Below are 24,871 nucleotides of genomic sequence, written 5' to 3'. Positions count from 1 at the left end.
CGGCGAATCGCCGGGCAATCATCCAGAACAAAAGGATTCTGTCCCGCTCTCCTTGGGACAGAGTCTGCGTCTGTTCGACCAACGAGGTTGGTCCGCTCTGGAAACAGGTTTAAGCTTGGTATTTTTTGATCACTAGCGTGGCGTTTGTACCACCAAAACCAAAGCTGTTTGACATCACTGTCGTTAACTCTGCATCGCGCGCTTGAGTCACAATATCGAGACCTTCTGCCGCTTCATCAAGTTGCTCAACGTTGATACTTGGCGCAATAAAGCCGTGCTCTAACATCAGAGTTGAGTAGATCGCTTCATGTACACCTGCCGCGCCCAGGGCATGACCTGTCATCGCCTTTGTGGCTGAAATAGCAGGGCTATTACCGCCAAAAACTTCTTGAATCGCACCAAGCTCTTTCACATCACCCACTGGTGTTGAAGTGCCGTGAGTATTTACGTAATCAACACCGTCCACGTCTTGCATCGCCATCTTCATACAGCGAATCGCACCTTCACCTGACGGTGCAACCATGTCGTAGCCATCGGACGTTGCGCCGTAGCCGACAATTTCACCATAGATTTTCGCGCCACGAGCCAATGCGTGCTCTAGCTCTTCAACGACTAGCATGCCGCCGCCGCCGGAGATAACGAAACCGTCACGGTTCGCATCGTAGGTACGTGATGCTTGGTCTGGTGTCTCGTTGTATTTCGTTGATAGAGCGCCCATTGCGTCAAACATCATGGTCAGTGACCAATCAAGCTCTTCACCACCACCAGCAAAGACCACATCTTGTTTACCAAGCTGGATAAGCTCCATCGCATGACCGATACAGTGTGCTGAAGTCGCACACGCTGAACTCATTGAGTAATTCACGCCACGGATCTTAAATGGTGTCGCCAAACAAGCTGAAACGGTTGACGCCATGGTACGAGGAACCATGTAAGGGCCCACACGCTTCACACCTTTTTCACGCAAGATATCAACAGCAGCGACTTGGTTTAGCGAAGAGGCACCACCTGAGCCAGCAACAATACCAGTACGCTCGTTCGACACTTGCTCTTCCGTTAGGCCAGAATCCGCGATCGCTTGTTCCATAGAAAGGTACGCATACGCAGCCGCATCACCCATAAAGCGCATTTTTTTGCGGTCGATATGCTCAGCTGGGTTCATCTTCAGACTACCCCAAACCTGAGAGCGCAGGCCTTGCTCTTTAAACTGCTCTGATGCAGTAATACCTGACTTCCCTGCTTTCAACGACGCAAGCACTTCTTCAACGTTGTTACCGATACTCGATACAATACCCATACCGGTGATGACGACTCGTTTCATGAACATTTCCTAAAAATTCTAAAATCCGCTAGATAATAACGAAGATAACCGGGCAAAGTGGTCAGCTTTCCGTGCCCTTTGCTACTTCCCGTAAGGTTTTTACTCTAATAACTTGTTTTTGTGAACCTAGCTCACAAGTTAAGTTGCGAGTACAATTAGGCCATTGTTTGCCTGAACTTCAACATTATGACATCTATCACCAACGCACAACTGGGCTGGAATGAAGCCGGCACCCCTGTTTCTGATCACTTTGACGACGTCTATTTTTCCAATGTTAACGGACTCGAAGAGACACGTTATGTTTTTATTGAACAGAATCATCTCCCAACAAGATGGCAAACATGTGAACAGCGACGTTTTGTCGTCGCAGAGACAGGCTTTGGTACCGGCCTCAACTTCCTGGCAACCTGGCAAGCGTTTGAGCAATTTCGTAAGGCTCACCCAGGCTCAGCGGTCAAAGAGCTACATTTTATTAGCTTTGAAAAGTTTCCCGTCAAGCTGGATGACCTGGTTAAAGCACACCATGCATGGCCTGAGCTAGCAGAATACGCAAAACAGCTTCAAACGCACTACCCTATCGCCGTACCTGAGTGTCACCGAATCGTGCTTGCCGATGGCAGCATCACTCTTGATTTATGGTTTGGCGACATTAAAGACTGCATGCCTCTGGTTCCTACCACCAGTGAAGGGATTGTTGACGCTTGGTTTTTAGATGGCTTTGCGCCAAGCAAAAACCCAGAGATGTGGAATCAAACCCTGTTCAATGGCATGGCAAACCTGGCTAAATCAAAAGCCACATGCGCTACCTTCACAGCTGCTGGGTTTGTTCGTCGCGGCCTGATTGAAGCGGGATTTGCCATGAAGAAAGTGAAGGGGTTTGGCACTAAACGTGAAATGCTTGCCGGGAGCTTTGGTGAACGCAGTCTACCAGGTAACAGCAAGCCTTGGTTTCAGTACTACGGCTGTGCAAAACCAAATGAAACTCTCGATATCGCAATTATTGGTGGAGGGATAGCGTCTGCCACGTTAGCTAAATCACTCACACGCCGTGGAGCCACTGTCACACTCTATTGTAAAGATGAGCTACCGGCAAAGGCTGCTTCTGGTAATCGACAAGGTGCAGTTTACCCGCTGCTTAACGGCAATCACGACGGTGTGTCTCGCGTATTTGCACCCGCGTTTCTCTATGCTCGTCAATTTGTCGAGCAAATGGCACAAAGCATCGACTTCGATCACGACTGGAGTGGCGTCACGCAATTGATGTGGGACAACGCCTCAAAAACGAAACTATCGAAAATGGTTCAAGGTCAGTTTAGCCCAGAGCTGGTTCATCACCTCAGTACTCAGCAAACGGACAGCACTGTTGGGCTCCCTGTTGAGATGGAGAGCGTCCACTACCCGCTTGGAGGATGGTTATCACCGGCACAATTAACACGAGGCATCATTGAGCAACTACAATCACAGGACAACTTCTCTGCTCGATTTAACACCCTAGTCAGTGATATAGAAAAGACCGCTTGTGGTTGGAGGCTCACAACCGGAGAACAGAGCTTTAATCATCAGATCGTCATCATAGCGAATGGCAGTGATTTTAACCAAATCGAACTCACCAAAGCGCTGCCACTTGGGCAAGTCAAAGGGCAAGTCAGCCACATTCCCACAAACGAGCAGCTAACCGGGCTAAAAACCGTACTTTGTTATGATGGCTACATGACGCCAGTCAATCCCAACAATCAGTATCACTGTATTGGAGCAAGCTATGACCGTACAAATCTAGACACCCAATATGACGCTCAGGCACAAGCAGACAATCGCCAAAAACTGATTAACTGCATACCCGAGCAAGAGTGGGCAGAAAGTGTCGATGTGAGTGAAGGGCAAGCCCGTCAGGGCATTCGCTGTGTCAGCCGCGATCACCTCCCCTTTGTCGGAAATGTGGCACAGTTAGAGGGCGTGAAGGCACAATATTCTGAGCTACAGCTGACGCCAGAACAACACGCACCGTCGCTCGAAGTGAGCGAGGGGCTATACTGCATGCTCGGGCTAGGCTCTCGGGGCCTAAGCTCTGCGCCTTTGATGGCTGAGGTGCTCGCTTCACAAATCTACAACGACCCGATTCCCCTACCCGTCGATCTATTGCAAGCCATTCATCCCGCAAGAATGTGGGTAAGAAAGCTGCGCAAAGGCAAAGCGATTAACCAATAAAATAAAGGGAGTGGCCATGCCACTCCCTTTATTTTTCAACTTGATTATGCATCCAGTGACTGTATTGCTGAGGCTATCTTATCAGCATACTCTGGATTCGATACTTGACCCGCTTCTAAGTCAAAATTGTCGTAAAAACTCGGTAGAGACACTGACGCTTTTACATTACCACCAAAGTAGCCCGCCGAGCCTGCCGCTGCCGCCAGTACGTTCTGCGCACCTCCAGGTCCTGGAGACGTCGCTAGATAAACGGCTGGTTTTCCTTGAAAGACCTCGCGTTCAATTCGCGTCGCCCAGTCAAAAAGATTCTTGTAGGCCGCTGGGTAGTGACCATTGTGCTCCGCAAAAGAGATAACGAAAGCATCCGCTTGAGATAAATCACGAATAAAAGCTTGCGCGCCTTCCGCTTGACCAATCTCTTTCTCTTTGTCTTCGCTGAACATAGGAACCTGGTAATCGTTGATATCCAAAACGGTCACGTCAGCGCCTTCGATTAAGTTAGCCGCATAGGCCGCAAGCGCTTTGTTTATCGAAGTTGAACTGGTTGATGCTCCAAACGCAATCACTTTCATCTTGTTTCCCTTACTCTTTTGTTGTTTGAATCTAGATTAGATTTCATCACTTAGATAAACAAGATGAATAATTGCAACAAGTTCATCGAAAATTTCTATTAAGCGTTAGCCACCAGCTCTTTCCAAAGATCATGGACAATCACGCGATCTGCCGGTGTGAGTTCGGCCTTGGCATTATCTAAACTTTGCTCTATCTGCTGCTTCAAGACGTCAATATCATTAATGCCTTGCTCTTCACAATCTGCCGCCGACAGCGAAATGTGACCGCGTAAGTAGCCACCCGCGAACAGCTCATCGTCAGAGGCGGTTTCGATACGTTGGTCAATTAGCGAGAGTAGTTTCTCTTCAAATTCGATGATCATGGACTTCCTTTAAACTATTAATCTTTGTTATTTAATAATAAATTGCTCAGGGGTAAGTGCTGGCGTGTGATAAAAAGCACGTAAAGCATCGGACAACGCCGCCACGCGAGGTGGAATACCACTGTCTAAAATCGACATCACCTCTTGGTGAACTTTGGTCATAAAACCTAATCGGTCAGGTTCGATGTCGCCGTGTAGATTGTCACAGCTCACATTAAATGGAAAGCCTGCACTCAAGGCGAGTATCCACTCATAGGCTTGTGGTCGAATCTCGACTTTCTCAAATTCAGCCTGAACTTGGGCACTTCGCCCATCCGGTTCATACCAATAACCAAAGTCCTCCAACAAGCGGCGTTTTGGTCCTGCCACACACCAGTGTGCGATCTCATGCAGCGCGGAGGCATAGTAGCCCCGAGCAAAAATAATACGATGATAATCAACACGTTCATCAGCAGGCAGATAGATCGGCTCATCGCCCCCCAACTCCAGCCGAGTGTTGAACGATTGATAAAATGTTTGGTCAAAAATGGTGATGAGATCTTGATACTCATGAACCACTTGAGAAGGGTTTGACATCATGGTGACTTTTCTTTCTTGGTTTAGCTCCGTCATTTTGCTTGTTTTTCTTCTACGGGTAAAGAAACGCTGCTAACGCCAAGTGAGAACATTAACTATATTTAATCTTCGCGCCATTGTGAGTTTATGTGCCTACAGTAAAGTACTTCCAACGAAACAACACAGGGAAATGACACTATGAATATGAGACAAAAAAGAGCACTAACTGTCTGCGCGACCGGTTTCTTTTCTTTGTTTACCCTCGTAAACCTCATCGCTGTCTCTCTCTGTACTCTTTAAATCGAGGAAGTATTATGAAATCAATCAAATTAGCGCTGTTAGCAACAGCAATCACCGCTTCAAGCTACGCAATGGCAGACGATGATATGGCGATTAATCTGATGGCGCTGAATGCCTCAAACACAAGTGTTGAGATGCTTTCACCCACCGTTCGACAAGCTCACAGTGGCGTAGTGACAGAAATCGAACTTGATGATTACAAAGACCAGCAGGTGGTTTATGAGTTTAAAATCATTAACCTAGAAGCCAACAACAAGCACAAGCTAAGCTATTCAGTCAATGACCAGAGCCTGCTGAAAGAAGAATCAGAGAGCCTTAGCACCTTTGGTTTTAGTGACTTAGACAAAGATGAGCGCCTAGCGATAGAACGCGTCAACGAATCAGGCTTTGACATCCTCAATGTCATTCCAACACTCGAAGACAAATACTCAGCCAAGCTCATCGAAGCGGAACTTGAAGAGAAAAATGGGGTTGTTTTCTATGAAATCAAGCTAGCTTCCGCTGAAGCAGGTAAACAGAAACTCCTTATCAATGTCGATAGTGGTGAGGAGATTCCTGTACTTAAACATCACAAAAAATAAGGGAGTCTAATGAAAGTACTGGTCATCGAAGACGATAAAGAAACCAATCAATATCTAAGTCAATCCCTCAAACAACAGGGCTGGACGGTAGATAGCGCTGACAATGGCCAAGATGGTTTGTTTCTTGGCCTTGAGGGACAATACGATGTGATTGTGCTTGACCGTATGCTACCGAACATCGATGGCTTAACCGTACTTTCTACCTTGCGAGCGGCAAGTGTCGGTGCGAGAGTATTAATTCTAAGTGCACTAGATAGTGTTGATGAGAGAGTGAAAGGGCTGAAACAAGGTGGGGATGACTACCTTACCAAACCCTTTGCCCTCTCCGAACTGGTTGCAAGAGTCGAAATACTGGCCAGCCGGGGCGGTGTCACTGCACTGAGCAATACCTCTAAACTCACTAATGGCCCACTAGAGCTCGACCTTATGGCACACCACGCTGTGCTCGCGGGTAACAAGATAGAGCTGCAAGCGAAAGAGTTTATGCTGTTGAAGTACCTCTTAGAGCATGTTGATCAAGTGGTCACTCGTTCACTGCTCTTTGAAGCAGTTTGGGACTACAACTTTGATCCACAGACCAACGTCATTGACGTGCATATCGCCCGTTTGCGTAAGAAGCTTGATTTACCAGAGCAACCAAACCTGATTGAAACAGTGCGTGGTTCAGGCTATCGAATGAGAAAAGCCAATTGAACATACCCTCTCCATCCAACGCGATCACCTTCATCAAGCATCAATGGCAGCGCCACTCTTTGTGGCGTTTATCTGTATCCATCGCACTGATGCTATGGCTCACCGTGGCGCTTGCCTTGCTCGCGGTCTATCAGTTCAGTATTCAGCCTTTAGTCAACTCTAAACATCAACTGATCACCCAACATGTTGAACAGTTGCGTACAGCGACCGACCTCAACGTATCATTAAACGTGGAGCAATGGCTTGAAGATTCACTGTACGATGATAAGAATATGCTCACCGTGATCAGAACTCCGGACGGCGTTGTACATGGGTCTCTTAGTCATATTCCTCAAACGTTACCAGACTGTCCTAACGTCACACCGTTCCCGATTCTACGTGCAGGCAGCGACTCTATCTCCGTGCTAGAGGGCTGTCGTTTTACCGTCAATGAACATCAAATACTCATCGCAACTAACAACGCTTATATACGCCAAATCCAAGATAACTTTGTGAATGCTGCCCTAAGTGTCATGATTGTGAGCTTTTTCATCGCACTCATTCCAGGCTGGATTGTAAAACGGAAAATTACTCAGCAGCTCACCGCTATTCATAAAGTCATTAATGATATCGAACAAGGCTACTTTGACCGTCGTATCCCATTATGCCCCACAAAGCCTGAGCAAGCCCAAGATGAATGGGAGCGTATCGGTTTGTTCGTTAATAAAATGCTCGACGAAGTTGAGTCATCGGTCAATCAAATTCAAGGGGTCACCGATGCCATCGCACATGATTTACGCACCCCGCTTACTCGTATCAAGAATCGCCTAACCATAGCGGAAGAGCAAAACGATGCGATACAAAAAGCACAAACTCTAACGCAACTGCACCACGAGTTTGATGAAATATTGATCACCTTTAATGCCATGCTCGAGTTGAGCAAACTTGAAGCACTGAGAGATACTCGCCATTTTGATAAGGTCAACATCACGGCTGTGGCACAAGATGTCACTGAATTGATAGAGCCTGTGCTAGAGGACAAGCAGCAAACGCTCACACTCAGCACCTCCCCTAGCCATAGGTTCGGCGAACGCTCTTTGCTCTTTAGACTGATATATAACTTGGTGGACAACGCGCACAAATACTCACCACAAGGCGCACACATCCACGTCGATGTGTCCAGTGATAGTATTGTGGTGAGCGACAATGGCCCTGGCATCCCACCCGAATTGCGCACCAAAGTGTTTCAGCGGCTTTACCGGGTCGATAAAAGCCGTAATACACCCGGACATGGTTTGGGCTTAGCCTTGGTAGCGACCGTGGTAAAGCTTCACGGTGCGAGCATCGAACTTGACTATAGTGACCCACAAAAGAAGACAGGGTTGAAGGTTTGTGTCTTGTTCTCAAACCACAGCAACTAACCATTACCTCAGCTAATACACCAATCGATTACTTCACCAATTTTTCTCATTCGTCTAACTTAGCAAAGTCGATTAGACTCGCGCCCAACGTTAGCAGTGTCGTTATAACAAGCACTTAGAGAAGAGTATGTTGTTAAGTATTTTATATGTCATCGGGATTACTGCCGAGGCAATGACAGGCGCGCTAAGCGCTGGGCGTAAAGAAATGGACTGGTTCGGCGTCATGCTGGTGGCAAGTGCAACTGCCATTGGTGGTGGAACTGTGCGAGATATTCTTCTGGGACACTACCCCCTAACTTGGGTTGCGAACCCTGAATATCTCGCCATCACATGTCTAGCTGGGTTGCTGACAACCGGACTGGCTCACTGGGTAATCAAGTTCAAAGGCGTATTCATTCGTTTGGATACGATCGGTTTGATTGCTTTTAGTATTATCGGTACCAAAGTCGCTCTCAATTTGGGCCTGCACCCGAGCATTTGTATGGTGTCAGCTTTGGTCACTGGTGTGTTTGGTGGTCTGCTGCGTGATTTAATTTGTCGTCAGACCCCACTGGTACTGCATAAGGAGCTATATGCGTCTGTTGCCTTTGCCGCTTCTGGTCTGTATTTGGTTTTACTTGCATTTGAGATTAGTGAGCCAGTCGCCACGATCGTAACACTGGTCAGCGGCTATCTATTGCGTATGTCTGCAGTTCGATTTGGCTGGCATCTGCCTTCTTTTCATTTGGAATCAGACGATCCTCTGCACTAATTTAAGTGCCGTAGCATGAAAGAGAAGAGGCTGCACTTAGGCAACCTCTTTTCATTAAGCAGTACATGAAACCAACGTAACTAAACAGCTAGATCTTTGGTGTCTCTGTAACAACACCATGGTTCTGACCACGATGTCGCAGCAAGTGATCCATCACTACAATAGCAAGCATCGCTTCCGCAATTGGCACCGCACGAATGCCTACACAAGGGTCATGACGGCCTTTGGTGATCAATTGAGTGGGTTCGCCTTCACGAGTGATGGTATCACCCGGTACAGTGATGCTCGAGGTAGGCTTTAGTGCAATATTGGCGACAATATCTTGGCCCGTAGAGATACCACCTAAGATACCTCCAGCGTGATTGCTACCGAACCCTTGCGGTGAAAGCGTGTCACGGTGTTCACTGCCCTTTTGAGCCACAACATCAAAACCATCACCAATCTCAACGCCCTTCACAGCATTAATACTCATTAACGCATGCGCAATATCGGCATCAAGGCGGTCAAAGACCGGCTCGCCTAAACCGACAGGCACATTGGTTGCCACTACCTGCAGCTTGGCTCCAATCGAGTCACCCTCTTTTTTCAAATCACGGATGAGCTGATCAAAGGCATCAACTTTATCGACATCAGGACAGAAAAACGCATTATTTTCAATTTCGTCCCAATCGACTTTATCGATCGCGACATCACCCATCTGTGATAAGTAAGCTCGGATCTCTACGCCAAACTCTTGCTTAAGATATTTCTTTGCAACCGCACCCGCTGCAACTCGCATCGCGGTTTCACGAGCAGACGAGCGACCACCGCCACGATAATCGCGGTTGCCGTACTTTTGATGGTAAGTGTAATCAGCGTGACCTGGGCGGAATTTATCTTTGATTTCAGAGTAATCTTTTGAACGCTGGTCTGTATTTTCAATCAATAGACCAATCGATGTACCTGTGGTGCGACCTTCAAAAACGCCAGACAGAATTTTGACTTCATCTGGCTCTCTGCGCTGTGTGGTATAACGCGACGTGCCTGGACGACGGCGGTCCAAGTCGGTTTGAAGGTCGGCTTCTGTTATCTCTAATCCCGGAGGACAGCCATCAATCACACATCCAAGTGCAATACCATGACTCTCACCAAACGTGGTGACGCGAAAGTGCTGTCCTATGCTGTTACCTGCCATATTTCCTCTAAACTGTTTGCCGATGGTGATGAATCATCAGCAATCTTCCTATTCTTCGTGGATTCATAGTGGCTTTATTGGTTTGGGATGTAAAGGGTAAATTATGAGGAACACTACGCTAAATGAGTGAGATCCGACCATAAATACAAAAGCGCCACCCTGAGGCAGCGCTCTATACAGCAATAGATGAATCGTATCAACTAGTCTTTATAAAGAGCAAAGTGCTCTGCATGTTCAACGATTTGCTCGCGAGTCAGTAGGAATACGCCGTGGCCGCCATTTTCAAACTCTAACCAAGTGAATGGAATGTCTGGGTACTGTTCCATCATGTGAACCATCGAGTTACCCACTTCACAAACCAAAATGCCCTTTTCCGTTAGGTAGTCAGGCGCGTTTGCTAAAATGCGACGAACCAGTTTCAAGCCATCGGTGCCGGCTGCAAGGCCAAGCTCAGGCTCGTGCGTGAACTCATCTGGCAGGCTGTTCATGTCTTCTTCATCCACATAAGGTGGATTGGTCACGATTAGGTTGTACTGCTCTTTTGGTAAGTCGCGGAACAAGTCTGAGCGAATAGGGAACACCTGTTGCTCCATACCGTGGTCTTGCACGTTTTGCTCAGCAACTTGCAACGCATCGGATGAAATATCAATCGCATCAACTTCCGCATCTGGGAATGCGTGCGCACATGCAATTGCGATACAGCCACTACCCGTACACATATCCATGATGCGCGTTGGCTCTTCTACCAACCAAGGTTCAAAGTTCGCTTGAATCAACTCTCCGATTGGCGAACGCGGCACAAGTACACGCTCATCAACGAAAAATTCTAGACCACAGAACCACGCGCGGTTGGTTAGGTAAGCCGTTGGTGTGCGCTCGTTAATACGTTTTACAACACGTTCAACAATACGCAAACGCTCACTGCTTGTTAGGCGTGAATTCAATACATGCGGAGGCACGTCGATTGGCAAATACAGTGTTGGTAGGATCAATTGAACCGCTTCATCCCACGCATTGTCGGTGCCGTGACCATAAAATAAATTCGCTGCGTTAAAACGGCTGACCGTCCAACGAATCATATCTTGAAGCGTATGAAGCTCTGATACTGCTTCTTCTACAAAAATCTTATCCAAAGTTGCCTCCAAAAAGCGCTACAATACTCTTCATAAAGTTGTACTAGAGTAATGATTTACCCATGAGCCGCAAAGACACCGATTTTGATGATGACTTCTCGCTCTTCTATGAAGAAGTAAAGGGCGTAAAAAAGTTCGCACAGGATACCATAATCCAGCCCCCAAAAAGAAACGTTAAGCAGAAAGAAGTCACTCGCAGCGCCCGCGAAGCGTCTGATACTGAGTTTTATTTCTCTGATGAGTTTGTTCCACTGCTCAGCGAAGAGGGGCCGACCCGCTATGCGCGTGATGATGTCTCGAAATATGAGGTCAAGCGACTGCGACGCGGTGTGTATGTACCGGACGTCTTCTTAGATATGCATGGCATGACTCAGCAAGAAGCCAAGCGTGAGCTCGGCTCGATGATTGCCTACTGTATGAAGCAGAATGTGAGCTGTGCTTGTGTGCAACATGGTATTGGTAAGCACATACTCAAACAGAAGGTGCCACTGTGGTTGGCGCAACATCCCGATGTGATGGCGTTTCACCAAGCCCCCCTTGAGTTCGGTGGCGATGGTGCTTTACTGATCTTGCTTTCTATTCCTGAAAAGTAACATCGTTAATGACGTAAATCAGGTGGAATTGGCATGTTTTCGCTCTTGAGAACCGGACGCTGACCACCTGATTTGCGGTACTGTTTAAGCTGGAATACGTACGCCAGCACTTGTGCGACGGCGGTAAACAACCCATCAGGGATCTCTTGCTCTAACTCCGTCGTATGGTATAGCGCACGCGCTAATGGTGGCGCAGGAATCACATAGATATCGTGCTCTCGAGCGACTTCTCGAATCTTCAAGGCCATATGGTCCACCCCTTTCGCCACAACAATAGGCGCCTTATCAGTGTTCTGCTTATAGCGTAGCGCGACTGAAAAGTGCTCTGGGTTGGTCACAATCACATCCGCTTGCGGAACATCCGCCATCATTCGACGTTGTGCCGCCTCACGCTGCAGCATTCGAATCCGTCCTTTGACTTCTGGTTTACCTTCCGTGTCTTTAAACTCGTCTTTGACCTCTTGCTTAGTCATCTTAAGCTGTTCGTTGTGTTGCCAGATTTGAAATGGTATGTCGATACCGACAACAACCAACAAAGAGCAGCTAATGAGTAATACAAAGTTAAGCAGTATATCTAAAGCTCGAAAAATATTTTGTGGGTAGACATCGGTACTGAGCATCAAGAGATCGTGGCGCGAGCTGTTGATCAAAAAGAACGCCACCCCCGCAACCAGGCCGACTTTCAATATCGACTTAATGAGTTCAACAAGACTCTGCTTGCCTACCATCCGTTTTAAACCACTCAACGGGTTCATTTTAGACAGTTTCGGTCTCGCCGCTTCAGCCGAGAAACGAATTCCCCCGACACCCGCCGCACCTGCCAGTGCTGCAACAAAGAGCACGATAAGAATAAGCAGCAACGGGAAAACTAAGCTTCCCAAGGCCCCTATGGCGATATCCCCCAGTTTACTGATGTCAAACACCTCCTCTCGACTTAACGAGAATAGTCGCGACATCAATTGGTAAAGACCACGAGCAAGCATGCCTCCAAACCACATAAGAGACACTGAACCAACAATAAGAACTGAAACAGATGCAAGCTCCTTCGATCGGGCTACCTGGCCTTTCTCTTGGGCTTGCTGTTTCCTTCGGGGCGTGGCCTCTTCGGTGCGTTCTTGGCCATCAGATTCTGCCAATCCAGCCTCCTAACGCTATAGCTGAGGTTAACAGTTGATATTGACGAGACGACATATCTGCTGCTCTCCTTGAGTCCAGTAAATCTCATAATGGTTTAATAAACCACTGAGTAGATACCAACAAATAAACAAGCCCACCATGAGCGCGAATGCAAAACCGAGAGAGAATATGTTGAGCTGCGGTGCAGCACGGGTCATCACACCAAACGATAAGTTAATCGTCAGCAGTGCGATAATGCCAGACAGCGCCATACTTAAAGCGACTTTAAACATAATGCCCAACCACGAAGCAATCTCTTGGAACCCGAGTTGAGATATCCCACCACTGCCGATGGGCAAGCTTTGAAAGCTCATCACCACCAACTGAATCATCTTTAAGTGCCCATCTGTACCTAAAAAGAAGAGTGTAGCCACCATCATAAACAGCTGACCAAGTACGGGGGTATTTTGACCATTGGCAGGATCGACCATGGAAGCAAAACCCAAACTCGACTGCATACCTAGGATTTGTCCTAACAACACAAATGTCTGCAATATAAAGGTTGTAATGGTCCCCATCGCTACCCCTATGATGATCTGCTCAGCAAGCACCATAAAGCCAGCGAAAGAGAGCAGTTCGATGTCATCAGGCACAGCAGGTATTGCGGGCATAACCGCGAAGGTAATCGCAAGGCTAAGGTAGAGTCGCACACGAGCAGGAACAAAGCGTGCCCCTGTCACAGTCATCACCATGAGCATCGATGAGATACGAGTTAACGGCCAAAAGTAATTTGCCATCCACTCTAATACGACCGCCGTTGGATACTCCATAGTGCCCCTTAGTAGAGTATGGTTGGAACACGTTCAATGAGACTAAAGAAGAACTCCATCATGACTTGAGTTCCCCAGTGGGCAAAGGCCATTAACGCCAGAATTGTTACAATCAAACGCGGTAAGAAGGACAAGGTTTGCTCGTTAATTGAAGTTGCAGCTTGGAAGATAGCCACGATCAAACCAACCAGTAAGCTTGGGATAACAATCGCACACACTAGCATCAAAACTAGCCAAAGTGCGTCTCGAAATAGCTCTACAAATAACTCAGGTGTCATTGCTTATCTCCAGCTACAAGGCGAAACTGCCGGCGAGTGTCGATAAAATGAGATTCCAACCATCTACCAAAACGAATAGCATCAATTTAAACGGCAAAGATACGATCATCGGAGATAACATCATCATACCCATCGCCATCAGAATAGAGGCGACTACGAGGTCGATAATCAAGAACGGCAAGAACAACATAAAACCGATCTGAAACGCCGTCTTTAACTCTGATGTGATGAATGCAGGAATCAAAATCGCCATCGAGACCTCTTCAGGGCTCTGCACCTCGGCCCCTGCAATATTGACGAAGGTCTCAAGATCCTTGACCCGAGTCTGTTTAAGCATAAATGCGCGCAGCGGCTGCTGTGCTTCATCAAATGCTTCTCGAGCACTGACTTGCTCATTAATGTAGGGCTGAATCGCACGGTCATTGATCTGGTTTAACACCGGAGACATAACGAAAAAGGTCAAAAATAGTGAGATACCGATAATTACCTGATTTGATGGTGTCTGCTGTAAGCCCATAGCCTGACGTAAAATAGACATAACAACCACAATACGCGTGAACGACGTCATCAAGATCACCATCGCTGGCAAGAAGCCAAGCATGGTCATTAACGCCAAGATTTGCAGGTTTATCGAATAGTCTTCACTACCATCGGCGTTGGTCGTCATGGTAAAAGCAGGAATGCCTCCCCCGCCACCAGCGCGGGTGCTTGAAGCGGTCATGGTTGACGCCCCTTGCTGGTTCTCCATCGCAGAAACGGTAACCAGATCCGCTGGCGCCGTGTTCGGAGCAATCGCGGTATCCAACTCCTGCTGCGCCAACGTAAAAGGCGACAGCAGTAAGGCGAATAATAAACAACTGACAGCAAAAATTTGTTTAACCATGAGAATTCTTATTCAGCATCTTACTGAGTTGTGAGCCAAACGTGCTGTCATCTTGTACATCGTCACTGAGCGGAGTCTCTAGCTTAGAAACCAGATTAATGTTGTGTTGAGTAATTCCGACTAAAAAGTGCTCGTCACCTGCTTTGACGACAGCGAGCCGCTCTTTTTGTCCAACCGGGATCTGACGAACGATGGCGAGATCTTTATGATTGAGCAACGACGGAACACGCATCTTTTTAAGCACAAACATAAGCGCAACAATAACGAGAATGACGATAAACAGCGAACCAATAGTAGTCGCGACATCAAAGTGCTCTTTCGGTTCAACTGCGGCGAATACAGCTGGAGACATCAAAGATGTCCCCAAAATGCTTGTAAGAGTATTGCGAATTTTAGAGAAATGCATCAGCGCAACTTCTTGATACGTTCCGTTTGGCTAATGACGTCTGTCAGACGAATACCAAACTTATCGTTTACAACAACAACTTCACCATGAGCGATCAAGGTACCATTGACTAATACGTCCAGTGATTCACCTGCGACCCGTTCCAGTTCAACAACAGAACCTTGGTTTAATTGCAAAAGGTTACGAATACTAATTTGTGAGCGGCCTACTTCCATCGAGATAGTGACAGGAATATCTAAAATCGTATCAAGCTTACGTCGCTCATCGTCAGAGATAGGTGAAGAGGTATCTTGAAGCTCATCTAGTGGAGCGGCAAGAATATCATCGACATCCACATCCGGTGCCATTGGGTCTTCACCCAGTGCAGCTGCCCATTCGTCAGCCAGTTTCTGATCGTCAGATGGTTCCATCTTAAATACCCTTATTCATCATCGTCTTCGAGCGCGCTATCGAGCTCAGACATAATATCTTTACCAAGAAACGCCAGATCAGTTTTCACCACATCAGGACGCTTAATTTTTTCTGAAATCTGTACCGCCATTTTCTCACCAGAACGCCCCATCTTCACACGATAAGTCGGCAGTTCTTCCACAAACATTGTGGCATGCTCTGGCATTGTAATCGGAATGATGTCACCCGCTTGCAGTTCCATCAAATCACGTAGAGAAATATCTTGTTCAAGCAAATTTACGCGAAAGTTTACCGGCACATCCATGATCTCATCACGCAGAGCAGTACTCCAACGAATGTCCGTTTCCATCTTGTCTGATTGAACACCGGCATCCAATAGCTCTCGGATCGGTTCAACCATGGAATACGGCATCACGACATGGAAATCACCACCTCCGCCATCCACTTCGATATGGAACGAGCTCACGACGATCACCTCCGTCGGGCTCACAATGTTTGCCATGCTCGGGTTGACCTCAGAGTCTAAATACTCAAACTCTACCCCCATCACTGGGGACCAAGCTTCTTTATAATCCTCAAAGACAATTTTCAGTAGTAATTGAACAATTCGACGCTCGGTCGGCGTAAATTCACGCCCTTCGATACGAGCGTGGTAACGACCATCACCACCAAAGAAGTTCTCCACCAAGATAAACACCAAACGAGCTTCCATGGTGATGAGTGCCGTCCCTTTAAGAGGTCGAAAACGCACCATGTTGAGACTGGTGGGAACATACAGAGTATTTTGATACTCACCAAACTTCATCATCTGTACGCCGTTAATAGAGACCTCAGCAGTCTTGCGCAACATATTAAACAAACTGATGCGCAAGTGACGAGCAAAACGCTCGTTGATAAGTTCAAGCGTCGGCATCCGACCACGAACAATGCGGTCTTGAGATGAAAAGTCGAAGCTGACAGCATCACCATCGGCTTCATTCGGTTCATCTTCCACATCATCGACATCATCGACTCCATGGAGTAGTGCATCAATTTCATCTTGGCTTAATAAATCGGTCACTTAACACCTACTGGATTACAAAATCAGTAAACAACACACGCTCTATCACAGCCTGCCCTACTGCTTGCGATAAACTCGCTTTCACATCTTCTGACGCTTTATCACGCAACTCTACACGACCATTTGGCGTTCGAAGTTGCTCAACAGTACTCGATGCAAACGTATTAATGAGTGTGCTTTCAATCAAGGGTGAATGATAGCGAGCAAGCTCTTCATTAGCGCGTCCACGTACCATCAGTTGTGCTTTAATCTGAACCATACGATTACGACTATCACCCGTCACGTTAAACACAAATGGCTCTGGAATATTCACGTATGATATCGGCTCAACTGCGGTTTGCGTTACAGCGCCTGACTGGCCCGCTTTAGCGTTTTGGCTATCATCATCAGACCCCATCATGAAGAAAGCGGCTGCGCCTCCACCAATCAGTAAAACCGCAACTATCGCTAAAATAATCAGTAATTTGCTCTTACCCTTTGGTGCATCGAGCGGTTGTTCTTCTGCCATCGTTGTCTCTTGAAATTATAGTTTAGGCATAAAAACTAATGCCATCTTGTTTTGTATCTACGTTTAAATTCATACTCGTTTCTGGTGCGCTTTCATCATCCCAACCGTTACCATGAGCATTAGAATGACCATCGCCATTTCCTTGTTGTGCAAAACGCCCTTGTTGTTGGCCTGCACTCTGTTGTTGAACGGAGGTATCACCTAACTGCAGCCCCTGCTGTGCCAACATTTCGCGTAGTCTTGGCATCGCTTGCTCTACCACATCACGAGCTTGGTTGTTGGCAACGGTGAAATGTACAGTTGTCGTATCACCATTCATGTTCATGCGAATCTGCATACGCCCTAGCTCGGGAGGGTCAAGGCGAATATCAATATTCTTGAGATTCTTCGACAACATGACCTGAACTCGCTCATTGGCTTTTTCTGCCATCTGTTCAGCCGACATGGCTTGCGATATTACCACACTCCCTTGCGCCGTGTTGACTTCGGCTCGCGTAGCTTGTGCTGTCGGTGCGCTAGAAGTCACGCCGTTCGCTGCGGTAAGATCTTGTGGGCCGAGATGGCTTGCTTCCTTCTTATCACCCTTTGTCGCCATTACACTCGTTGCAGCTAAACTCGCTTGCAACGCACTATTACTGGCGGAAGGATTGGTTGGAACAACAAACGCCGAGGCGAGACTTGCATCAGTACCCACTTTCGCATCCATTGCCTGAAGGTTCACCGCGGTTGGCGAAGTGGCGAGCGCCGAAGGCAGGCTGGATGGAACCACCGCAGCAACACTCGCACTTTGAGCTGCTGCCAAACTTCGTTCACTGCTCAACTTTACGTCTGACGCCTGCTGACTAACGTGCCCAGCTTCTTTAGGGCTTTGGCCCCATGGAATAGCCGTGGGTTCACTACCTACTTCTTCCGTCTGTACTTGTGTATTAGAAGAGTCTTGTGCCGCTAATGAACTTTGATTAATCACTGGCTGTTGCGCTTCTGCTTTCTGCCCTACCTGAGTTTCAGGCTCACTCAATTCTTCGCCTGAGCTCGCGTTTAAGGATTGGGCAGAGGTTAGCTCATCTGTTACCGCCGGCTTTTGATGCTGCTCCTGCACATGCTCCGCTTCCACTACCTGATCATTGATGTCGGATAACTCTGGTGCCATAGCTGAATGGGTCTGGTGGCGATGAGTTGACTCCAATGCTTCATTTGGCATGTCTAGAGACTTGTCTGTCAGTGGACTGTGAGAACTGACCGCAGCGATTGAGACTGGTCCTAGTTTAACAGATGATGGCTCGTTCTCGTGAGGCAACTCTTTGCCGCTTGCAACCACAGTAGCAGGAGCGGCGACATCTTGTTGACGCAATGACTCTTTGGTCTGCAACGCACTATTAGATTCATTTAACCTTCCCAGCAACTCATCACTCTCTGACATGACCTGCTTCGCTTTAGCTTCTCGACTGACTACTTCAGACGCAGCAAGCACCTTGCTCGCCTCTTCGCCATCAAGTGTAGAATCTGTTTTTTGTTTGACAGCATCGCCCTCGCCAGTTGATGTGGTCGATTTAGCCGTCTCTACATTTTGATCACTTTCCAAGAGCTCATCGACAGATTCGTGAGCTACGGAATCGTTATTGACGGTAGGAGATGAAGGCTTCGCTGTCTCATCAGTTACGGTTGGTTGTTGTGCTGCATTTGTCTGAGCTTTATATGACGACTCATCAGGGCCACCTAGCAACGCACTCAGCTGACTCATAAATCCGGTGGATTCTGATGTCTCACTATTTGTTGCGACTGATTTTCCGCTGTCAGGGACACTGACTTTTAGGTTGTCAGAGGCCGAGGCTAAATCCAACTTCATCTGTTTTGACTTCTCGAATAAAGGTAAAAACGCCACGCTCGGTGGATGTATTGAGTAAATTGCTAAACTTACGGCAATCAATAGCGCGAATGTTCAAATAACATCCAGCGACTAAAAAGCCAATAACAGTGATTTATGCAATATTCATACCAGTATTATCGGAGTTTTCTCGCAAACATGAGCGTTGAAAATTCATCCATCATTCTTTGCTCTTTCTGCGCTTCCAAGCGTTGCTTTTCTTCTGCCTTCTTATCGAGCATCCATTCATAAGAGCGTCGTTGCTTTCGCACCTCGAGCCAGTGCTCCTCACACGCATTCACCTGATCTTTAAAGTGAGATTCTGCCTGCTTTTGCTTTGCCAGTGTTTCGTCTAACTGTGTGAGAAAACGATTCAAGTGACCATATTGGCTCGCGGTTAGTCCCCCCTTGCCTCGATCAATCAATTGCTGACAATAGTCTCTGCGGTACTTTTCAATCTGTTCGACTTGGCGATAATAGCCTTCGAGCTCAGAGCGAGCTTTACTCAGAGAAAGAGCCGCTTGTTGCTCTTTATCGGTGGCCTGATCCAGCAAGAAATCGAGGGCGTTTTCCATTAATTAAACCTATTCACCGACATTGAGCATTGAACCTAGCATGTTGACACACATCTGATAGGGAACACTGTCTTTCATCCCTTGCTGCAAATACTGATCAATCTTCGGCTTAATCGTAAAGGCACTATCTATCGCTTGATCAGTACCTGGCTTGTAAGCACCAATAGAAACAAGATCTTGATTCTTACGGCAGATCGCCAACACTTGACGAACCGCTTTAGACATCAACATATGTTGGTCGGTAGTAATTTGCGGCATAACACGGCTCACTGACTTCTCGACATCAATCGCCGGGTAGTGGCCGGCATCCGCCATTTCACGCGACAGCACGATATGGCCGTCAAGAATGGCTCGTGACGCATCAGCGATAGGGTCTTGCAAATCATCCCCTTCGGTAAGAACGGTAAAGAAAGCGGTAATCGAACCTTGGTTTTCATCACCATTACCTGCACGCTCCACCAAAGCAGGAAGCTTGGCGAATACCGAAGGCGGATAACCTTTGGTCGCCGGCGGCTCACCCACTGACAAGGCGATTTCACGTTGTGCTTGAGCAAAACGCGTAAGAGAGTCCATAAGTAGCAGTACATCTAAGCCCTGATCGCGAAAATATTCAGCAATCGTCAGAGCGGTTTGGCAACCTTTGAGGCGCATAAGTGGTGAAGCATCTGCAGGAGCCGCCACCACCACGGCACGTTGACGACCTTCGGTACCGAGAATCTCCTCGATAAACTCTTTCACTTCTCGTCCACGTTCTCCGATGAGCCCAACCACCACGACTTGCGCAGTTGTACCTCGAGTCATCATACCCAGAGTCACCGACTTACCCACACCCGAGCCTGCAAACAGCCCGATTCGCTGACCCTTGCCCACAGTCAATAACCCATTGATGGCTTTAATACCAACATCAAGCGGTTCTGAAATAGGCTTTCGTGCCAGTGGATTAATCGGCTCTGCATTAAAAGAAGCGCGGCTCTCAGTGTAAATCGACCCCAGACCATCAAGTGGGTTGCCAACGCCATCAATCACACGACCAAGCAGCTCCATACCCACAGGAAGGCCACCATCAACCGTTAACGGTGTGACTTTTGCACCAGGTAAGATACCCGTGATTTGCTCACTTGGCATAAGAAAAAGACGATCGCCCGAAAAGCCGACTACTTCGGCTTCCATCTCCCCTTGCATGGTTTCAACACTGCAAAGGCTGCCAATAGGAGCGCGGCAACCTGTCGCTTCAAGGGTTAAGCCAACGACACGCACCAGCTTACCGGATGCAACTGGTCGACTTGATACACCGCTCGTTTGATACTGCTGTAAACGCTCTTGAAGGGACAGCACTACTCACCACCTTGATGGCGGTTTACGGCACAAAACTTTTGCATGACATTACGCACACGCTCTTCCATGCGGTAGTTAACACTTGACTCTCCCGCCGAAATTTCGATATCCCCACGACTAAGCGCTGGCTCGCTGACTAGCGTCCAATTACGGAAATCCAAATCACTCTCTCCATAGGCAGCTTGGACGATAGCCACATCTTCTGGATTAAGTTTGAGTGTAATTGCGTGACCCGTTACGGGGAGAACGTCGACGGACTCTTTGATGGTGTCTAAAATCACTTGCGGGTTCGTTTGAACTTCTACATGCACCACTTCTCGAGCGATAGTGAGCACCATGTCTACGAGCTGCTTTTCGACTTGCGCATTCATCAACTCTAAAGGTTGTGCAAACTGATTTGCCAAAGAAACAAAGTGCTCAACATTTTGCTGGATGTATTCTTGGCCTGCAGCGACACCTTCTGATTGACCTACTTGTAAGCCTTCGGCATGGCCTTCCGCCAACCCTTGCTCTTTGCCCTTATCATAACCCTGTTTAAAGCCTGCCTCTTGCCCCTGAAGCATACCTTCTTGATAGGCTGACTGACGGATAGCTTCGAGCTCTTCTTCTGTTAGAGCAACCGGCTCTTCTTCGACTGGATCTTCAAAATCTGGCATCCAGCTTGGGTCGTAGTTCAGTGCTGTCTCTTTTGCCGTTTGATTTGTTTGAGCTCCATAGTCTGGAAGGCCCCACTTAGTTGGCTTGGCCTGCTCTTGGTCATTGTCATCAAGGCGCAAGAAGCCTCGCTTACGTTCACCAACCATACAACACCTCGATTATAGGAACTCGTCCGCACCGCCAGATAGCATCAACTCACCGTTGTCTGCCATGCGACGAGCAATAGCAAGAATCTCTTTCTGAGAAGCTTCAACATCTGACACTTTAACCGGAGGCATCGCTTCGAGGTCGTCACGCATCATATCAGCCGCACGTTTCGACATGTTCTTGAAGATCTTCTCTTTCAAGCCATCATCGGCACCCTTAAGCGCACGCTGCAAAATGTCTTGTGGAACATCGCGAAGAAGTTTCTGGATACCTTGATCGTCGACTTCGATAAGGTTCTCGAACACAAACATCAAGTCTTGAATCTGTGTTGCCATATCCTCGTCTTGATCGCGAATCTGATCCATCAAGATACCTTCGACGTTGTTGTCCATGTAGTTCATGATCTCGGCAGCCGCTTTTAGACCACCAATCTTCGCAGCCTGAGCACCTGCTTGACCGGCAAACTGCTTCTCCATGATTTCGTTCAACTCAGCCAATGCCGATGGTTGAACTTCTTCAAGGTTGGCAATTCGCATCATCAGATCAAGGCGATCGCGCTCAGCAAACTGAGATAAGATCTCTGCTGACTGATCCGGCTCAAGGTACGACAATACAATCGTTTGAATTTGTGGGTGCTCGTTGACAATAATGCTCGCCACTTGGCGAGGATCCATCCACTTCAATGAATCGAGGCCTTTCGAGCCAGCACCAAGCAATATTTGGTCAACCAAGTTGTTAGCTTTGTCTTCACCAAGTGCCGCAACCAGTGCATTGCGCATGAACTCTTCACTGCCCATACCAATATTGGTGTATTTTTGAATGTCTTCCAAAAATTGACGGTGAACCGCGCTCACCTTTGCTTGGCTCAACTCGGTTGCTCGCGCCATTGCACTACTCACATGCTGAACCTGCTTGGGTTCAAGGTGACGGATAATGCCCGCAGCATCTTCTTCATTCAAACTCAGCAGCAGAATGGCCGCTTTCTCATCTCCAGTCATAGTGGAGATATCAAAGGTTGCATTTGGATCGGTAATGTCACCGCCCTCTTGCTGTACCACTAATTCGTTAGCCATTTTGCATCCAGTTCTTCACTACTTGTGCTGCTAGTTCTGGCTCGTTTGCTACAAGAGCACGTACCGCTTTCAACACATCTTCATCTTTATGTAAGTTTGGCAGTTCAATTGACGATCCAAACTCAAACAATTCACTATTATCAATGTCGCCACTGATTAAGCTGGTTTCACCGTCAGCACCAATTGGGAGACCATCTGGTCCATATAGCTTGTCATCTTCTTCAGCTGCAGGGTTGAGTAGTTTCTTCATCGCAGGGCGAACTAACACCAAAACCACAACGATAATGACTAAGGCACTCGCAAACCAACGTACCCATTCATTGAAGTTAGGGTGGTCCCAAATCGCCATATCACCAATCGGCTCAAGCTCTTGTGCAGCAAACTGCATACTCAAAACATTGAGCAAGTCGCCGCGCATTTCGCTATAACCAATCGCACCGACAAGAACCTGACGAATAGACTGTAACTCACTTTCGGTTAGAGGGACTTGTGTCATCTCGCCGGTAGTTGGATCTAGTGCTGCACGATGGTTAATCGCAACAGCGACCGTTTGACGATTCACAACACCCGTTTGGCGACGTTCATGGCTGATCGTCGTATCCAGTTCGAAGTTGCGCGTTGCTTCTCTGTGCACAGACCCTTGCCCCAATACTGAGCCATCTTTCATTTGTGCCACATTTTGTGGGATTGATGCGTCCGCGGGTGGTTGGTTGCTCAACGCACCTGGCACACCAGCAACAACATTGCCGTTGTTATAGTCTTCTAATGTGTATTCGCTGCGAGTTGAAGGCGTGTTTGGGTCGAAACGCTTACGTGTCTGTTCAACCGCGCTAAAATCGAGCTCTACGTCTACTTGCGCGGTGTAATTGCCCAAACCAAGGATCGGAATAAGTACAGAATCGATTTTTTCCCGTAGGGCTTGCTCTTGCTTGCGCTCAAGCTCGTGTTCTTTACGACGAGCTGCTGACGCTGGGTCTTGAGAGCCTGAACTCAGTAGTCGCCCATGTTGATCCGTCACTGTAATACGTGTCGGTCTCATACCAGGAACCGCACTCGCCACCATATCAACAATGGAATCAACCTCTTCTTGCTTAAGGTTTGCTCCTGTTCTTAATGTCAAAAATACGGATGCCGAGGCCTCTTGATTATGACGAACAAAGACACTTTGCTTCGGGAGTGCCAGCAACACACGGGCTTTACGCACTTGAGTCATAGCCTCGATGGCAAGCGCTAACTGACGCTCACGGCTGAGTTTCAAACGCTCTTGCTCAAGCCGTTGGGATACACCAAACCCCATGTCTTGCATTAGAATGTCATCACCCGCATGGCTCTGGTTATTTAACCCTGCTCGAACCATGTTGAGTTTTAAACTGTTGTAATCAGAGGCAGGCACGAGGATCGTATTGCCCTCCAATCTGTAGTTCTGTTTCTGCTGGTCGAGGTAATCCAGCACAGGAATCAGTTCTTCTGTCTCATAAGAAGCAAGGGGACGCATTTCTGGCTCTTTAACCCAGAAAAATAGCATTACGATCAGCGCAACACAGATCGAGATTGACAGCACGAGCACGACTTGACGTAAAAGATCTAAGTCGCCGATCGCCATATCGAATTTAGAAGATGCTTTCTCTTCTGTGTCGGGGTTTTGTACATCGACGTCTAGATCGCTTGCACTCACCAATCCAGTAGCACCTGGATCGGATACAGTGAGATCCGTCGATTGATTTGGGTCTGCCATGTTTATTTCCTACCGCTCTAAACTGGCATGTTCATGAGTTCTTTGTAGGACTCAACAAGCTTGTTTCTTACTTGAATAGTAGCGTCGAACGCAACGCTCGATTTATTGCGGGCAATCATAACGTCAGACAACGAAACATCTTCGTCTCCACGATCAAAGCGAGTTTGCAAGTCACTAGACGTTGATTGAAGTTGGTTAACGTTATTGATTGCTTTTGTCAGCATATCACCAAAGTCGGCGCCTACCTGCTGCCCTGTTTTTGTTGGAGCAACACCGGTTGCCTCAGCACGCATAATGCTCATTTCGCTGAAAAAGCTATCAACTTGCATTTAAACCTCGAATGCCAATTGTTT

27 protein-coding genes are annotated in these 24,871 nt (G+C 47.6%); 6 read left to right on the top strand and 21 right to left on the bottom strand.

What is annotated here, in order from left to right; genetic code table 11:
* Positions 1-109: 109 nt before the first annotated feature.
* Positions 110-1,321 carry a beta-ketoacyl-ACP synthase I gene (gene fabB / locus GT360_RS04520; RefSeq protein WP_164647719.1) on the bottom strand — a complete coding sequence of 404 codons (1,212 nt, stop codon included), beginning with the start codon at positions 1,319-1,321 and terminating at the stop codon, positions 110-112.
* A gap of 186 nt (positions 1,322-1,507) precedes the next feature.
* On the opposite strand from fabB, the gene mnmC reads away from it, so the two are divergent.
* Entirely contained in the window at positions 1,508-3,526 is a 2,019-nt protein-coding gene (gene mnmC, locus GT360_RS04515) for a bifunctional tRNA (5-methylaminomethyl-2-thiouridine)(34)-methyltransferase MnmC2/FAD-dependent 5-carboxymethylaminomethyl-2-thiouridine(34) oxidoreductase MnmC1 (protein WP_164647718.1), read from the top strand.
* A gap of 44 nt (positions 3,527-3,570) precedes the next feature.
* Here mnmC and GT360_RS04510 read toward each other — a convergent pair whose 3' ends face one another.
* From GT360_RS04510 to GT360_RS04500, 3 genes are all read right to left on the bottom strand, one after another.
* Positions 3,571-4,098 carry an NADPH-dependent FMN reductase gene (locus GT360_RS04510; protein ID WP_164647717.1) on the bottom strand — a complete coding sequence of 176 codons (528 nt, stop codon included), beginning with the start codon at positions 4,096-4,098 and terminating at the stop codon, positions 3,571-3,573.
* Between the two features lie 98 nt (positions 4,099-4,196).
* Positions 4,197-4,460 carry a YfcL family protein gene (locus GT360_RS04505; RefSeq protein ID WP_164647716.1) on the bottom strand — a complete coding sequence of 88 codons (264 nt, stop codon included), beginning with the start codon at positions 4,458-4,460 and terminating at the stop codon, positions 4,197-4,199.
* Positions 4,461-4,487: 27 nt separating this feature from the next.
* On the bottom strand, positions 4,488-5,018 hold the full coding sequence (locus GT360_RS04500) for an elongation factor P hydroxylase (RefSeq protein ID WP_164649572.1): 531 nt from the start codon (positions 5,016-5,018) through the stop codon (positions 4,488-4,490).
* A 311-nt stretch (positions 5,019-5,329) separates the two neighbouring features.
* Here GT360_RS04500 and GT360_RS04495 point away from each other — a divergent pair, with 311 nt between their 5' ends.
* From GT360_RS04495 to GT360_RS04480, 4 genes are all read left to right on the top strand, one after another.
* Positions 5,330-5,896, top strand: coding sequence for a hypothetical protein (locus GT360_RS04495; protein WP_164647715.1), 567 nt, complete (start codon positions 5,330-5,332; stop codon positions 5,894-5,896).
* Positions 5,897-5,905: 9 nt separating this feature from the next.
* The gene (locus tag GT360_RS04490) at positions 5,906-6,589 is read left to right on the top strand and encodes a response regulator transcription factor (protein ID WP_164647714.1); all 684 of its coding nucleotides are present in this window, start codon (positions 5,906-5,908) and stop codon (positions 6,587-6,589) included.
* Entirely contained in the window at positions 6,586-7,989 is a 1,404-nt protein-coding gene (locus GT360_RS04485) for a sensor histidine kinase (RefSeq protein ID WP_239502582.1), read from the top strand. Before GT360_RS04490 ends, GT360_RS04485 begins: the two co-directional genes overlap by 4 nt.
* A 127-nt stretch (positions 7,990-8,116) precedes the next feature.
* Positions 8,117-8,740: a trimeric intracellular cation channel family protein gene (locus GT360_RS04480; protein ID WP_164647713.1), complete on the top strand. Its 624-nt coding sequence runs from the start codon at positions 8,117-8,119 to the stop codon at positions 8,738-8,740.
* A gap of 88 nt (positions 8,741-8,828) precedes the next feature.
* On the opposite strand, the gene aroC is transcribed toward GT360_RS04480, so the two are convergent.
* A complete protein-coding gene (gene aroC, locus GT360_RS04475; RefSeq protein WP_164647712.1) occupies positions 8,829-9,914 on the bottom strand; it encodes a chorismate synthase in 1,086 nt (361 codons plus the stop codon).
* A gap of 200 nt (positions 9,915-10,114) precedes the next feature.
* Complete coding sequence (prmB, locus tag GT360_RS04470; protein ID WP_164647711.1) at positions 10,115-11,047, bottom strand: 50S ribosomal protein L3 N(5)-glutamine methyltransferase; 933 nt, start codon at positions 11,045-11,047, stop codon at positions 10,115-10,117.
* A gap of 62 nt (positions 11,048-11,109) precedes the next feature.
* On the opposite strand from prmB, the gene smrB reads away from it, so the two are divergent.
* A complete protein-coding gene (smrB, locus tag GT360_RS04465) occupies positions 11,110-11,640 on the top strand; it encodes an endonuclease SmrB (RefSeq protein ID WP_164647710.1) in 531 nt (176 codons plus the stop codon).
* Positions 11,641-11,645: 5 nt separating this feature from the next.
* Here smrB and flhB read toward each other — a convergent pair whose 3' ends face one another.
* The 15 genes from flhB to fliE form a co-directional block, all read right to left on the bottom strand.
* The gene (gene flhB / locus GT360_RS04460; RefSeq protein WP_164647709.1) at positions 11,646-12,776 is read right to left on the bottom strand and encodes a flagellar biosynthesis protein FlhB; all 1,131 of its coding nucleotides are present in this window, start codon (positions 12,774-12,776) and stop codon (positions 11,646-11,648) included.
* 27 nt (positions 12,777-12,803) lie between these two features.
* Positions 12,804-13,586: a flagellar biosynthetic protein FliR gene (gene fliR, locus GT360_RS04455; protein ID WP_164647708.1), complete on the bottom strand. Its 783-nt coding sequence runs from the start codon at positions 13,584-13,586 to the stop codon at positions 12,804-12,806.
* Between the two features lie 8 nt (positions 13,587-13,594).
* Positions 13,595-13,864, bottom strand: a complete 270-nt coding sequence (fliQ, locus tag GT360_RS04450) for a flagellar biosynthesis protein FliQ (RefSeq protein ID WP_164647707.1) — start codon at positions 13,862-13,864, stop codon at positions 13,595-13,597.
* A 13-nt stretch (positions 13,865-13,877) separates the two neighbouring features.
* Complete coding sequence (gene fliP, locus GT360_RS04445) at positions 13,878-14,747, bottom strand: flagellar type III secretion system pore protein FliP (RefSeq protein ID WP_164647706.1); 870 nt, start codon at positions 14,745-14,747, stop codon at positions 13,878-13,880.
* Positions 14,740-15,099: a flagellar biosynthetic protein FliO gene (gene fliO / locus GT360_RS04440; RefSeq protein ID WP_239502581.1), complete on the bottom strand. Its 360-nt coding sequence runs from the start codon at positions 15,097-15,099 to the stop codon at positions 14,740-14,742. Before fliO ends, fliP begins: the two co-directional genes overlap by 8 nt.
* Positions 15,100-15,152: 53 nt before the next feature.
* Complete coding sequence (fliN, locus tag GT360_RS04435) at positions 15,153-15,563, bottom strand: flagellar motor switch protein FliN (protein WP_164647704.1); 411 nt, start codon at positions 15,561-15,563, stop codon at positions 15,153-15,155.
* Between the two features lie 11 nt (positions 15,564-15,574).
* Positions 15,575-16,624, bottom strand: coding sequence for a flagellar motor switch protein FliM (gene fliM, locus GT360_RS04430; RefSeq protein ID WP_164647703.1), 1,050 nt, complete (start codon positions 16,622-16,624; stop codon positions 15,575-15,577).
* Between the two features lie 7 nt (positions 16,625-16,631).
* A complete protein-coding gene (gene fliL / locus GT360_RS04425) occupies positions 16,632-17,132 on the bottom strand; it encodes a flagellar basal body-associated protein FliL (RefSeq protein ID WP_164647702.1) in 501 nt (166 codons plus the stop codon).
* 22 nt (positions 17,133-17,154) lie between these two features.
* The gene (locus GT360_RS04420; protein ID WP_164647701.1) at positions 17,155-18,978 is read right to left on the bottom strand and encodes a flagellar hook-length control protein FliK; all 1,824 of its coding nucleotides are present in this window, start codon (positions 18,976-18,978) and stop codon (positions 17,155-17,157) included.
* Positions 18,979-19,133: 155 nt separating this feature from the next.
* Positions 19,134-19,571 (bottom strand): flagellar export protein FliJ, encoded by a 438-nt coding sequence (gene fliJ / locus GT360_RS04415; protein WP_164647700.1) that lies wholly within the window; start codon positions 19,569-19,571, stop codon positions 19,134-19,136.
* 9 nt (positions 19,572-19,580) lie between these two features.
* Complete coding sequence (fliI, locus tag GT360_RS04410; RefSeq protein WP_164647699.1) at positions 19,581-20,906, bottom strand: flagellar protein export ATPase FliI; 1,326 nt, start codon at positions 20,904-20,906, stop codon at positions 19,581-19,583.
* Positions 20,906-21,709, bottom strand: a complete 804-nt coding sequence (gene fliH / locus GT360_RS04405; RefSeq protein ID WP_164647698.1) for a flagellar assembly protein FliH — start codon at positions 21,707-21,709, stop codon at positions 20,906-20,908. Before fliH ends, fliI begins: the two co-directional genes overlap by 1 nt.
* Positions 21,710-21,721: 12 nt before the next feature.
* Positions 21,722-22,783, bottom strand: a complete 1,062-nt coding sequence (gene fliG, locus GT360_RS04400) for a flagellar motor switch protein FliG (RefSeq protein ID WP_164647697.1) — start codon at positions 22,781-22,783, stop codon at positions 21,722-21,724.
* Positions 22,776-24,518, bottom strand: a complete 1,743-nt coding sequence (gene fliF, locus GT360_RS04395) for a flagellar basal-body MS-ring/collar protein FliF (protein ID WP_164647696.1) — start codon at positions 24,516-24,518, stop codon at positions 22,776-22,778. The genes fliG and fliF overlap by 8 nt, the downstream gene beginning before the upstream one ends.
* Positions 24,519-24,535: 17 nt before the next feature.
* Positions 24,536-24,847 carry a flagellar hook-basal body complex protein FliE gene (gene fliE / locus GT360_RS04390; RefSeq protein WP_164647695.1) on the bottom strand — a complete coding sequence of 104 codons (312 nt, stop codon included), beginning with the start codon at positions 24,845-24,847 and terminating at the stop codon, positions 24,536-24,538.
* Positions 24,848-24,871: the final 24 nt, after the last annotated feature.

The sequence above is a fragment of the Vibrio astriarenae genome, from assembly GCF_010587385.1.
Classification (GTDB): Bacteria; Pseudomonadota; Gammaproteobacteria; order Enterobacterales; family Vibrionaceae; genus Vibrio; species Vibrio astriarenae.
Note: the sequence above shows the minus strand (reverse complement) of the source record. Positions and strands in the feature narration are given on the sequence as shown.